The organism is Actinomadura litoris (genome assembly GCF_009733595.1).
Lineage (GTDB): Bacteria > Actinomycetota > Actinomycetes > Streptosporangiales > Streptosporangiaceae > Spirillospora > Spirillospora litoris.
Genome location: NZ_WOFH01000008.1, coordinates 34900 through 46841, shown reverse-complemented (window position 1 = coordinate 46841; position 11942 = coordinate 34900). Strand labels below are relative to the sequence as shown.

10 protein-coding genes are annotated in these 11942 nt (G+C 69.4%); 1 reads left to right on the top strand and 9 read right to left on the bottom strand.

Annotated elements, in window-relative coordinates:
* Nucleotides 1-28 precede the first annotated feature (28 nt).
* The 5 genes from GNZ18_RS22615 to GNZ18_RS22595 form a co-directional block, all read right to left on the bottom strand.
* On the bottom strand, nt 29-862 hold the full coding sequence (locus tag GNZ18_RS22615) for an ABC transporter ATP-binding protein (protein ID WP_156218557.1): 834 nt from the start codon (nt 860-862) through the stop codon (nt 29-31).
* Nucleotides 859-1929, bottom strand: a complete 1071-nt coding sequence (locus GNZ18_RS22610) for a FecCD family ABC transporter permease (protein WP_156218556.1) — start codon at nt 1927-1929, stop codon at nt 859-861. The genes GNZ18_RS22615 and GNZ18_RS22610 overlap by 4 nt, the downstream gene beginning before the upstream one ends.
* The gene (locus GNZ18_RS22605; protein ID WP_156218555.1) at nt 1926-2981 is read right to left on the bottom strand and encodes a FecCD family ABC transporter permease; all 1056 of its coding nucleotides are present in this window, start codon (nt 2979-2981) and stop codon (nt 1926-1928) included. Before GNZ18_RS22605 ends, GNZ18_RS22610 begins: the two co-directional genes overlap by 4 nt.
* A gap of 253 nt (nt 2982-3234) precedes the next feature.
* Nucleotides 3235-4455: an FAD-dependent monooxygenase gene (locus tag GNZ18_RS22600; protein WP_156218554.1), complete on the bottom strand. Its 1221-nt coding sequence runs from the start codon at nt 4453-4455 to the stop codon at nt 3235-3237.
* Nucleotides 4452-5834: an MFS transporter gene (locus GNZ18_RS22595; RefSeq protein ID WP_216651407.1), complete on the bottom strand. Its 1383-nt coding sequence runs from the start codon at nt 5832-5834 to the stop codon at nt 4452-4454. The genes GNZ18_RS22600 and GNZ18_RS22595 overlap by 4 nt, the downstream gene beginning before the upstream one ends.
* A 329-nt stretch (nt 5835-6163) precedes the next feature.
* Here GNZ18_RS22595 and GNZ18_RS22590 point away from each other — a divergent pair, with 329 nt between their 5' ends.
* Nucleotides 6164-6820 (top strand): SIMPL domain-containing protein, encoded by a 657-nt coding sequence (locus GNZ18_RS22590; RefSeq protein ID WP_156218552.1) that lies wholly within the window; start codon nt 6164-6166, stop codon nt 6818-6820.
* A 31-nt stretch (nt 6821-6851) separates the two neighbouring features.
* Here GNZ18_RS22590 and GNZ18_RS22585 read toward each other — a convergent pair whose 3' ends face one another.
* The 4 genes from GNZ18_RS22585 to GNZ18_RS22570 form a co-directional block, all read right to left on the bottom strand.
* Nucleotides 6852-8168 carry a retropepsin-like aspartic protease gene (locus tag GNZ18_RS22585; RefSeq protein WP_156218551.1) on the bottom strand — a complete coding sequence of 439 codons (1317 nt, stop codon included), beginning with the start codon at nt 8166-8168 and terminating at the stop codon, nt 6852-6854.
* Entirely contained in the window at nt 8165-9364 is a 1200-nt protein-coding gene (locus GNZ18_RS22580) for an aspartyl protease family protein (RefSeq protein ID WP_156218550.1), read from the bottom strand. The genes GNZ18_RS22585 and GNZ18_RS22580 overlap by 4 nt, the downstream gene beginning before the upstream one ends.
* Nucleotides 9365-9400: 36 nt before the next feature.
* On the bottom strand, nt 9401-10591 hold the full coding sequence (locus GNZ18_RS22575) for an aspartyl protease family protein (RefSeq protein WP_156218549.1): 1191 nt from the start codon (nt 10589-10591) through the stop codon (nt 9401-9403).
* A gap of 406 nt (nt 10592-10997) precedes the next feature.
* Entirely contained in the window at nt 10998-11933 is a 936-nt protein-coding gene (locus GNZ18_RS22570) for a LysR family transcriptional regulator (protein WP_216651406.1), read from the bottom strand.
* Nucleotides 11934-11942: the final 9 nt, after the last annotated feature.

Below are 11942 nucleotides of genomic sequence, written 5' to 3'. Positions count from 1 at the left end.
CTAATGGCGATCTACCTGGCGTTTCGGGTCATACCTGGCGGGGGAGGGTGTGCGCGCGACCGATCGGCACGATGAGCGGACGGTCGCCGACCGGGTCGTCGATCACCTCGGCGCGCAGCCCGAACGCCTCGCGCAGCAGCTCGGCGGTGATCACGTCGCGCGGGTGCCCCTGCGCCAGGATCGCGCCGTCCCGCATCACGACGAGGTTGTCGCTGTAGCGCGTGGCCAGGTTGAGGTCGTGCAGGACCATGACGACGGTGCGGCCGGCCTCGTGCAGGTCGTCCACCAGGTCGAGGACGTCGATGGCGTGCGCCAGGTCCAGGTAGGTGGTGGGCTCGTCGAGCAGCAGCAGGTCGGTGCCCTGCGCCAGCGTCATCGAGATCCAGACCCGCTGGCGCTGCCCGCCCGACAGCGCGTCGACGGGACGGTCCGCCAGGTCGGCGACCCCGGTCATCTCCAGCGCGCGCCGGACGACGTCGGCGTCGTCCGACGACCACTGCCGCAGCCAGCTCTGGTGCGGGTGGCGGCCCCTGGCGACCAGGTCGGCCACCGTCAGCCCCTCCGGCGCGACCGGTGCCTGGGGGAGCAGGCCGAGCTTCCTCGCGACGTCCCTGGCCTTGAGTCCGGTGATGTCCGCGCCGTCCAGCACGACGGTTCCCGCGGACGGCTTGAGCAGCCGGGACAGCGTCCGGAGCAGCGTCGACTTGCCGCAGCCGTTGGGCCCGATGATCGTCGTGATCACCCCCGGCGGGATCGCCACGTCGAGGCCGTCGATGACCGTCCGTCCGCCGTACCCGACGGAGACCTCCCGCGCCGCCAGCCGCGGGCCGCGCGCCGCCCCGCCCCGCTCGTCCACCGTCATGCCGCCTTTCTGAGGTTCGCCCGCACCAGCAGGTAGACCAGGAACGGGCCGCCGATCGCGGCGGTGACCACGCCGACCGGGAGCGCGACCGGCAGCGCTGTCCGCGCCAGCACGTCCGAGCCGTTCAGCAGCAGCGCGCCCACCAGCCCGGACGCCACCAGCGGCGGCGTCGGACGGCGCGCCAGCCGCATCGCCGCCTGCGGCGCCACCAGCGCGACGAACGGGACCGGGCCCGCCGCGCTCACCGCCACGCCGGCCAGCAGCACCGCGCACAGCAGCAGGACCGCCCGCACCCGGCCGTGCCGGACGCCGAGGCCCGCCGCGATCTCGTCACCGAAGTGCATCGGCTTGAACTGGAAGGACGCGGCCGCCACGACGGCGAGCAGCGCGAGCCCGCAGCACGTCGCCACCCAGACCTCGTTCCACGTCCGGTCGGCCAGCGAGCCGACCAGCCATGCCTGGGCGCGGGCGACGTCGCGGATGTCGGCCGTGACCAGCAGCCAGTTCGTGATCGCCTGCATGACCGCGCTCACCGAGATGCCGATCAGGACGAGCCGCATCCCGTCGATCCCGCGCCGCCACGCCAGGACGTACACCAGCACGCCCGTACCGAGCCCGCCCGCCAGCGCCGCCGCCGACAGGCCCACCGAACTCATGATCGCGGCGGTCGTCCCGCCCGACACCGTCACCAGGAACACCGCGACCGCGCCGGCGCCGGTGGTGATGCCGAGGACGTCCGGGCTGGCCAGCGGGTTGCGCGCGAGCGACTGCGTGATCGCCCCCGACAACCCGAGCGCGATCCCCGCCACGAGCCCGGCCAGGGCGCGCGGCAGCCGCAGGTCCATGATGACGAACTCGTCCACGCGCTCGCCCCGCCCGGTGATCGTGGCGATCACGCGGGGGAGGGCGATGGTGAAGTCGCCGAAGCTGATCGACAGGCAGAACACCAGGAAGGCCGCCGCCGCCAGCAGCAGCGTGACGAGCACCGGCCACGGCCGCCACACGAACGACACGCGGCCGAGCCGCACACCCGGCGCCATGGCGGGCCTCGCGTCCGTCCCGGTCATGCGCTCCTGAACCTTCCGCGCCACACCAGGGCCGCGAAGAACGGCGCGCCGACGAGGGCGACGACGATGCCCGCCTCCAACTCGCCCGGCCGGACGACCAGGCGTCCGACGATGTCGCAGACCAGCAGGACGGCGGCGCCGAGCAGGCCCGCGTAGGGCACCAGCCAGCGGTGGTCGGGGCCGGTCAGGTGCCGGGACACGTGGGCCACCATGAGCCCGAGGAAGGCGATCGGCCCGCACGCGGCCGTCGCCGCGCCCGCCAGCAGCGTGATGGCGGCGATGCCGAGCGTCCGGTGCAGGGCCACGTTCACCCCGAGCCCGCGCGCCACGTCGTCGCCCAGGTCGAGCAGGTTGATCGCGGGCAGCGTGACGGCGGCCAGCACCAGCCCGACCACGACGAACGCGGTCACCGGCCAGATCACCGCGAACCCCGCGCCCGCGACCGTGCCCGCGTTCCAGAACCGCCACGCGTTCAGCGCCGCCTTGTCCTGGAGCGAGATCGCCGTGGTCATCGCCGCCAGGAACACCGTCACGCCCTGCCCGGCCAGCGCGAGCGTCAGCGGGTTGCCCGCGCCGCGTCCGATGCTCGCCAGCCCGAACACGACGACGCCCGCGACGGCGGCGCCCGCGAAGGCGAACCAGACGTACTGGAGCGGGTCGGCGAGACCGAACACGGAGATCGCCGCCACCACGGCGACCGACGCGCCGGAGTTCACCCCGAGCAGGCCGGTGTCGGCGATCGGGTTGCGCGTGCAGCCCTGGACCATCGCCCCGGCGACCCCGAGCGCGACGCCCGCCACGACGGCGAGGACCGTCCGGGGCACCCGCACCGTCTGCACGATGAGCCTGATCTCGGAGAGCCGCTGGTCGGCGTCCGGCCCCGCGAACAGCCCGCGCCACACCTCGGCGGGACTCAACGCCCGCGCGCCGACGGCCAGCGACGCGGCCCCCGCGACGGCGACGACCAGCACGAGCAGGCCGAGCCCCAGGACTCGCCCGCGCCGGACGGGCGCCGTCCCGTTGACGGGACGCTGCTCAAGCAGCGTGCTCATCCACGTCCGTCACGTCCGAGCGGCAGCACATTTCCTCCAGAACGACCCATCAAGCGAGGAAAGCCTAACCTAACCCCAGATCACCGCCCGATTCGGTGGCCGCCTCGCGTCCGTCCAAGCGCCGAGCGCACGTCACGACCAGAGGAGCCTCTGGCGTCCGGCGGTCGCGGTGGTGGTGCTGGATCCGCGAGGAATACCGCGACTCGTCGAGACCGTCCGAGACACCGCCGACCGCCAGCACGCCACCGAGGGATCAGGGTGTCGGGGTGAATTCGGGCAGTGTGAGGGCTGAGTGGGCCGGTGGCGCCGTTCGCGCGGGCATCGTGACGAGGTCGCGCAGCCTGGCGTTGCGTTGTTCCAGGGCCTGCGCCGTGGTGGGGAACAGCGTGGCCGCGCCGTTGTCGACCAGGGCCTGGTTCATGGTGACGAACTCGCGGAGGCCGTGTTCGTAGGCGGCGAAGGCGGTGGTGTGGTCCCGGTTCGCGGCCAGGGCGCTGGCGAGCATGTAGGCGCCGACCAGTGCGAGGCTCGTGCCCTGTCCGGTGAGGAACGAGGGTGCGTACGCGGCGTCGCCGACGAGTGCGACGCGGCCCTTGGACCACTGGGGCATCCGGATCTGGGCTGCGGTATCGAAGAACAGGTCATCGGCGTCGCGCATGGCGTCCACCATGCCGGGGACCTTCCAACCCGCGCCCGCGAAGGCCGTCGCGACCAGGTCCCGTTGGGCCTCGGGGTTCCGGAGGGCGTCGGACGGCGGCTCTGGGCGATGGAAGTTCAAGAAGGCGTGCACTTCGTCGTCGCCGACGGCGTAGAGGGCCGCGGTCTTTCCGGGGCTGTTCCACAGCATGATTTCCCGGGAGAGCCCGAAGGTGTTCGGCATGGTGAAGATGGCGAAGCAGTAGCCGAGGTAGCGGTGGAACCGTTCTTCGGGGCCGAACAGAATTCGCCGGGTATGTGAGTGCATGCCGTCGGCGCCGAATACCAGGTCGAACGTCCGCTGTTCGCCGCTCCGGAAAGTGACCTCGACCTCTTGGGCGGACTGGTCGAGGGTGTCGACGGAGTCGTCGAACAGAAGCTCCACGTCGTCGCGGACCACGCCGTAGAGGATCGTGGCGAGATCGCCTCGGGTCACCTCGACGTCCTGTCCCTCGGCACTGCCGGCGATGGCGTGCGGGACGACCGAGGCCAATACGCTGCCGTCGGGGTTGAGGAAGGTGCAGCGACGTGTGTCGATGTGCGCCTCACGTAGCCGGGGCAGGATGCCCATCCGCCTGGCGACCTCCGTCGCGGTGCCTCGGATGTCGATCGGGTAACCGCCGTCGCGCGGTCCGTGTGCCTTCTCCACCACGGTGACCGCGAATCCGGAGCGGTGCAGCCAGTACGCGAGCGCGGGTCCGGCGACACCGGCACCGGAGATCAGGACTCTGCGTTCGGCGGTGGCGGTCGCACCCCTCGACGAACCGGCAGATGTCATGACCGGGCTCCCTTCTTCGTGATGAGGACAACGACCAGCGGCAACGCCGCGACGAGACCGGCGACGGCGAAACCTGTGACGAAAGCCGACTCGGTCGGCCGCCCCGTCATCGGATCGTCATCGGCGGCGAGGATCGCGCCGCCGATCTGGGCTCCCAGGGCGACCCCGATCACGCGTGTCACCACGAGCAGGCTGGTGGCGATGCCGGTGTCCTTGGGCTCGACGGCGGTGGCGGTGCCTGCGAGCAGCGCGGTGGTTCCGGCGCCCGTGGCGAGCGCGACCAGCACCTTCGCGAGCACCGGTTGCCATTCGGCGTCGTGCAGGGACACGAGGGCGACCATCGTCGCCGTCGTGACCACGGCGCCCGCGATGACCACGGGACGCGGGCCGAAACGCCGCGCCGCGATTCCGCCGACCGAGTCGCTCACCGCCCCGGCGATGGCGCCGGGCAGCAGGAGGAGTCCGATGGCGGTGGTATCGGCTCCGAAGCCGTATCCGTCGCCCGACACCGCGAACAGCTGCGGGAGCAGGATGAGCACCATCCCGAAGCCGGTGGTCATGATGAAGGTGAACAGACATGAAGTCCAGATCGCGGGCTTCGCCAGCATGCGGAGATCGACCATGGGCGAGGAGGCCCGGCGTTCCACGACGACCCAACCGGTCCCGAACGCGACCACGGCGACCACGACCAGGCCGACTGCCGACCGCGACGCGTCGGCGTCCGTCATCGTCACGAGCCCGAGCATGAACACGAGCAACGTGCCGCTCAGCAGGACCACGCCCGGCCAGTCGAGCCTGTCGCCCGACCGGACCGGCGGATCGTGCGGCATCAGCCGGATCACCGCCAATGTCGACGCGATGACCGCGATCGTCGGCAGCGCGAACATCCAATGCCAGGACAGTCCCTCGGCGAGCGGGCCCGCGAACAGCGTCCCCACCATTCCGCCCGCCGTGAACAGTGCGGCGACCAGCCCGATCGCCACCTGCGACCGCCCGGCCGGGAGATGCTTGCGCACCAGGATGAATGAGAGGGGCAGCACACCCACCATGACGCCCTGCAAAACCTGGCCGAGCAGCAACACCGGCAGGCTCGGTGCCAGGCCGGCCAGAAGCCCGCCGGCCGAGACCACGGCCATCAACCAGACCAGCACGCGCTTTCCGCCGTAACGGTCGCCGAGTTTGCCCGCGACGGGTGTGACGACCGCGCCGGTGATGAGTAAGGTGTTGCCGATCAAAGCGCCTTCGGCCGGGCTGACGTCCAGTTCACGTTGCAGCAGTGGGAGCGAGGGCTCCACCACCGATTGCAGGGAGCCGAGAGCGAGCGCGAGAACGCCAAGGGCACCGATCGAAAGTCCTCCGACGCGGGCAGGGGAACTCACGGACTCGGGCGTAGATGTTCCGTTCATCGCCACAGGCCACTGACATTTCGGCGCCGGTGCTTCCATCGCCCGGTCCGGGAAGGAACCGTCGTCATAGGCTGATCACTCCGTACGCTGTGAGGTGAGGGGACACGCGTGAGATTCGCGTGCCTCCAACACTTCCCTCTTGGCGTGGTGCGGGGCATCGTCGCCGGCCATCGACTTCTGCTGGTGCGGCGGGACTAGGCCGCGCGGTTGTTCTGGTGCTCCCGCACCAGAACAACGTGGATCGCAAACGCCATCAACCGCGCTTGCGCAGTTGTCCGAGCTTCATATCTCTGATCCTGACGATGGAGGCCACCGTGCTCAACGACCCGAAGATCTCTGAACCCTGGGGTGTGGCGACGTTCGGCGCCGCCACCATCGCGGCCGAGCCCGACTTCGCGCGAGTGAAGGTCGAACTCGCCTGCATAGAACAGTCCCCTGCCGAGGCGTTCCAGGCGGCGCAGAGAGTGATCACTGCTTTCCGTGCCGTGCTGCGCTCGCATCAGATTCCGGACGCGGGTGTCGCGCCGTCCCACCTCAAACTCGCCACGCACTACGAATACAGCCCTGCCCTTGAGACGCGCAGAAAGGCCGGTTTCAAATGCGAGGCCGACTACGAGATCGAGACAGCGGCGATCGAATCGCTACAGCAGCTGATGACCGAGATCGTCGACGCCGGAGTTGATCGAATCAACGGGATCGAGTTCGACGTCCGGACCAAACGGGCCCTCCGCGCACAGGCACGCCGGGACGCTGTCGGCGCGGCCCGCGCCAAGGCCGAACTCTACGCCGAAGCAGCGGGGATCGAGCTCGGCAGGGTCCTGCACATCGAGGACGTTGATCCCGAACGCCTGAAGACCTACAGCCACGGCGGAGTCAGCGGCGGTGTAGAGGAGGACTTCGCACCTGGCCAGATCGTGGTCACCGCCGCCGTCGCGATGGGCTTCGCGATCGACGGCTGAACAGCACGGAGAGCCATCCGTATCCGGCCGGCTATTTGTGGGAAACGTAGAGGTGCATATTGGCGTAGTCGAAGGTGAGGGCGAAGGGCTTCAGGAATTCAAGGGTGAAGTTGCCCAGCGTCTGGAACCTGATGCGTTCATCGAACAGCGGCTGTTTGAGTGCGAACCCGTAGAGGTTCCGTGCCGTCATCCTTCCGATGCTCGGCCTCTGCACGATGAACGGCGTGGCATCCTCTTTGGCGCCGTACACGTTCGGCCGCTTGTGATCCATGCGTATACCCGCCCGTTCGGCTGTCGCCTCGGTCGTGATGACGGACACCGCGCCCGCCGCCCCTTCGACTCCGGTGTCGAGGGTGACGACCTTCGGCCCGTGGTCGTTGAGACCTCCCAGCGTGCAGGGAAGGCGGGCGTCGGCCAGCCACAACGGCAGGCGATCGGCTCCGGCGCGCCTGGCCTCGGCTCGGAACTCGTTCAGCTGCGCTCCGGTCTTCCGCCGCAACGTGAGGGCCCTGTTGCCGAAGTCCACCGTCGCCAGGAAATGGTAGAGGAGCGACGTGCCGAGGGTGCCCGCCGGCTGCCGCTGCCCCAGGGGGTGGGGCTGCTCGCCGTCGTGCCAGACGACCGGGACGTTGCGCAGTTCGATGCCGCCGAATTGCAGGGATCCCACCACGCCGTGATGCATGGTGACCGCCTGATAGCCGACGGTCTCGGTGCTGGTGGCCACCGCGCGCAGCCCGGCCTTCTCGGCCGTGTCCATCGTGAACGCCAAGGGTGCCCCGGTGGCGAGGATGAACTGTGCGGCCGGGGCCCCGTTCACCGAGACCTCCACCAGAGGCATCGGGTTGAGGGCGGTGAACGCGAGCCGTGTGCTCTGGGCGCCGCGTACCTCGTACGGTGTGCCGGACAGGCTGGCGTACTGTTCGGCATACGCCTCCTTGCCGGCCGCCCGCAGTAGCGGCACCGCCTGCGCGAAGCGGTCCTGCCGTACATGGCAGTCCGCGAGCCGCTCTTTCGAGAACGTGTCGCCGGGCTCCAGGCCCACCGCCTTTGTCAGGAACTTCTCGGCATCGGTGAATCTGTTGGACAACAGTGCGATATAGCCTCGCTGTGCATGGACATGCGCGTTGTCGGGGTCACCGCGCAGAATCCGCGCGTAGCCTCGGTCTGCCTCTTCGAACCTGCCCGCACGGAAGAGCCGATCAGCATGCGATCCTGTGGCGGCGTCCTCCGGCCCCCATGTGGCTGCTCCGGCTCGCTGGGCGCCCAGAAGCGGAAGGGCGGTGGCGGCGCCGACGGTCAGCCCGGCCTGGCGGAGGAAGCTCCGCCGGTCGGTGCTGCTTTCGCTCATTGTTGTCCGCCTCCCGTGATGTAGAGGTCCATTTCGACATAGTCGAATGTGGCGGCGAGGGCTTTGAAGAACTCCTGCGAGAAGTTGCCGATCGTCTCGAATCCAAGGCGGTCGTCGAGCCCCGACCTTCGGACGGCGACACCGTAGGCGTTCCGCGAGACCGCGCGTCCCAGGCTCACCACGGGGGCGACGAAGGGGTAGGTCTCGTCCGCTCCGGCGAAGGTGACCGGACGGCCGTAGTCCAGCCGCACACCCGCCAGCTCGGCCGTCTGCTCGTCGGTGCCGACCTGGATGGCCCCCTCGACCCCGGTGTCGAGACCGACCAGTCCGGGGCCATAGCCGTTGACGCTGCCCAGCGTGTGGGGCATGTGGGTGTCCGCGAGCCAAAGCGGCAGGCGTTCGGCGCCCGCCCGCTTCGCCTCGACGCGGAACGCTTGTCGCTGTGCCGCCGTCTTCCGCCGCAGGATCAGTGCCTGGTTCGCGAAATCCATCGTGGCCAGGAAATGGTAGAAGACCGTGGTCCCGATGACGCCTTCGGGCTGGCCGACCCCGAGGGCGTGCGGCATCTCGGCGTTATGCCACACCGCCGGGACGTTGCGGAGCTCCATGTCGCCCATTCGCAATGAGTCGACGATGCCGTGGTAGATGGTGAAGGTCTCCTGAGGGTTCCGGCCCTTGCTGGTCGACACCGCGCGCAGACCGGCCTTCTTCGCCGTCTCCGTCGTGAGGGCCAGCGGCGCACCGGTGTCGAGACCGAACGTCCCCGACTCGACCCCGTTCACCGCGGCCTCGATGGTGGGCCCCGGGTTGAGCGTCGTGAAGGGAATCCGTGTGCGCTGCGGACCGTGTACCTCGTTCGGTGTGCCGGTCACGCTCTCGTACTGCCTGGCGTAGCCTTCGAGACCGGCGGCTCTCAGCAGCGGCGCCGCCCGGGTGAGCTGGTCCTGCCGCACGTAGCAGTCGGCGAGCTGCTGCTTCGAGAACGCGTCGGCGGGTGCCAGGTCGACCGCCTTCATCAGGAACCTCTCGGCGTCGGCGAACCTGTTGGACAGCAGCGCGATATAGCCTCGCTGCGCGTTGGCGCGCGGATCGTTCGGCGCTCGTTCAAGGATCCTCGCGTAGCCCTCGTCGGCTTTCTCGAACCTTCCGGTCTTGAACAGCTCGTCAGGACTTTCGCCGGGAGTTCCGACGTCCATGGAGTGGCCTCACCTTCAGTTGGGCAGCTTGCACGGCTACCTGCTCGATATGTAGAGGTTCATCCCGGCGTAATCGAAAGTGATGCTGAACTCCTTGAAGAATTCTTGCGAGAAGTTTCCGATCGTCTCGAAGCCGAATCGCTCGTCGAACCCGAAGTTCTCGGAGACCCATCCGTATACATCTCGTGCGACGGCGTTCCCCACGCCTGCCTTCGGCGCCACGAAGGGGTAGGTGGCTTCCGCCGTGGCGAACACTGCGGGGCGGTCATGGTCGGGCCGCAGGCCCGCGCGCTCGGCCACCTCGGGTCTCGTGCCGACTTGGATGGCTCCTTCGGCGCCGAGGTCGACGGAGGCGACCTTCGGCCCGTAGCCGTTCAGACTCCCCAACGTGCAGGGGAAGTGGGTGTTCACCAGCCACAACGGCAGGCGGTCGGCGCCTGCCCGCTCGGCTTCGGAGCGGAACTCCCTGAGCTGCGCCTTGGTCTTCCGGCGCAGGACGAGCGCGTTGTTCGGAAAATCTATCGTGGTAAGAAAATGATAGAAGACGGTCGTTCCGAAGGCGCCGTTCGGTTGCGGGACGCCCAGGGGGTGCGGCATCTCGGCCTTATGCCACAGGACCGGGACGTTGCGCAGCTCGAACTCCCCGACCCTGAACGAATCGACGATGCCGTGATAGATGGTGAAGGTCTCTTGGGGGTTCCTGCCGGTACTGGTGGCCACGGCGCGGAGACCGGCCTTCTCCGCCGTCTCCATCGTGAGCGCCAGCGATGCGTAGGTGTCGATGGTGAACGCCACCGGTTCGGCCCCGTTCACCGATGCCCTGACCAGGGGGATGGGATACCGAAAGTCGATGGGGAGGCGTGTCGATCGGGGTCCGCGTATCTCGAACGGCGTCCCGGTCACGCTCTCGTACTGCTTTGCCGCTGCCTCGCGTCCGGCCGCGCGCAGTAGCGGCACGGCCCGGCCCAGCTGGTCCTGCCGCACGAAACAGTCCGCCAGCCGCTCCTTCGAGGCGCTGTCGCCGGGCGCCAGGTCGACGGCCCTGGTCAGAAACCTTTCGGCGTCGGCGAAGCCGTTGGACAGAAGAGCGATGTAGCCGCGCTGCGCATACGCATGCGCGTTGTCCGGATCGCCCTCAAGTACCTGCTCGTAACCCCGGTCGGCCTCCTTGAACCTGCCGGCCTTGAAGAGTTCGTCGGGGGTGCCGCTCGGCCCAGCGAATGCCATGACGAGGTCTCGCCTTCTGTGTCACATACCCGCCGGCGGAAGGTGGCGGTGCCGCTGCGACCGGGGTCGCCCCGGCGCGGGGACCAGGTAACAGCACCCAGTGTTTCCACCGCATAAGCGCGCCATGGACCTACGCGCTGAATTCCACTGACCAGTGAGTCGAGACGCCGTCGGGCTCCGGACGGTGGGCCCTCAGGGGGCGGACGGGAATGGCGGCCTGCCGAAAAGACAGGGGTGATGTCTCCGCCTTGTGAGGTGCGCGGACTTCGCCTCGCGTTCCGCACCTGAGGTCGCTGCCGATCATCGCTGCCCCGGATGCGGTTCTCCCGGTCTCGGGGAACGCCGGGAGGGGCTCCCCAGGGGCGCGCAGATCTGGTCAGGCGTCCTGCACGTCTGATGTCGGCGGTCAGCCGGACGGTGTGTCGTCAGGGTCGGGGGGCGGGTCGCGGAGCAGGTCCAGGACGCGTCGCAGGTCAGGGTGCTTTCCGGTTCCCGCGCGGCTCACGGTGAAGATGGTGCGGGATACCGGATGGAGCAGCGGGTGGAGGCTGAGGGACGCGGCGGTGTCCGGCAGCGCCATCCGGGGGACGAGGGCGGCGCCCGCTCCCGCCGCCACCAGGGCCGTCAGCACGGAGAAGTCGCTGCTGCGGGTCCTGATGTCGGGGACGAAACCGGCCGCGCCGCAGGCACGTTGGATCATCTCGTAGCAGGAGGTCTCCGGGCCTGGGGTCAGCCACGGCAGATGTGACGTCCGGGACAGGTCCGCTGGCTGCCCGGTGGTCAGTCCCAGTGCCTCGGCCTGGCGGGGATGGAGGGCGAGCAGTACCGGTTCCTCCATGAGGACGGTCTGTTCGCACGCGGCGGGGAAGCTGCGCGGCAGCACGGTGTAGCTGTGGACGAGGGCGAGGTCGGTGGAGCGCTTGCGCAGCTCGTCCAGGGCCTGGTCGGGTTCCTGGACGGACAGTCGCAGCGACAGGGCCGACGCGGCATCGGTGCCGGCGAGGCGTTGCCACAGGGGAGCGACGAGTGCGCGGGCCGCGGAGGCGAAGGCGGTGATCCGCACGATGCCGTGCCGACCGCTCCGCAGGGCGGCCAGGCCGGATTCGGCTGCCGCGAGTTCCGCCAGGATGATCTCGGCGTGGGCCACCAGCAGTTCCCCGGCCGCGGTCAGCCGCAGTGTGCGGCCGTGCTTCTCCACCACGGGCATGCCGGCCTCCTTCTGCAAGGCGGCGAGGTGCTGGGAGACGGCCGGCGGGGTCAGGTGCAGGGCCTCCGCGGTGGCCGCGACGGTCCCGTAGGCGGCGAGGTGCTGGAGGATGCGCAGGCGGCGTACGTCTAGCACGGACGACTC

Coding starts and splice junctions, on each gene's coding strand:
- GNZ18_RS22580 (WP_156218550.1), bottom strand. CDS start 9,364: ATGGACGTCGGAACTCCCGGCGAAAGTCCTGACGAGCTGTTCAAGACC.
- GNZ18_RS22590 (WP_156218552.1), top strand. CDS start 6,164: ATGGAGGCCACCGTGCTCAACGACCCGAAGATCTCTGAACCCTGGGGT.
- GNZ18_RS22615 (WP_156218557.1), bottom strand. CDS start 862: ATGACGGTGGACGAGCGGGGCGGGGCGGCGCGCGGCCCGCGGCTGGCG.
- GNZ18_RS22605 (WP_156218555.1), bottom strand. CDS start 2,981: ATGAGCACGCTGCTTGAGCAGCGTCCCGTCAACGGGACGGCGCCCGTC.
- GNZ18_RS22600 (WP_156218554.1), bottom strand. CDS start 4,455: ATGACATCTGCCGGTTCGTCGAGGGGTGCGACCGCCACCGCCGAACGC.
- GNZ18_RS22610 (WP_156218556.1), bottom strand. CDS start 1,929: ATGACCGGGACGGACGCGAGGCCCGCCATGGCGCCGGGTGTGCGGCTC.
- GNZ18_RS22575 (WP_156218549.1), bottom strand. CDS start 10,591: ATGGCATTCGCTGGGCCGAGCGGCACCCCCGACGAACTCTTCAAGGCC.
- GNZ18_RS22585 (WP_156218551.1), bottom strand. CDS start 8,168: ATGAGCGAAAGCAGCACCGACCGGCGGAGCTTCCTCCGCCAGGCCGGG.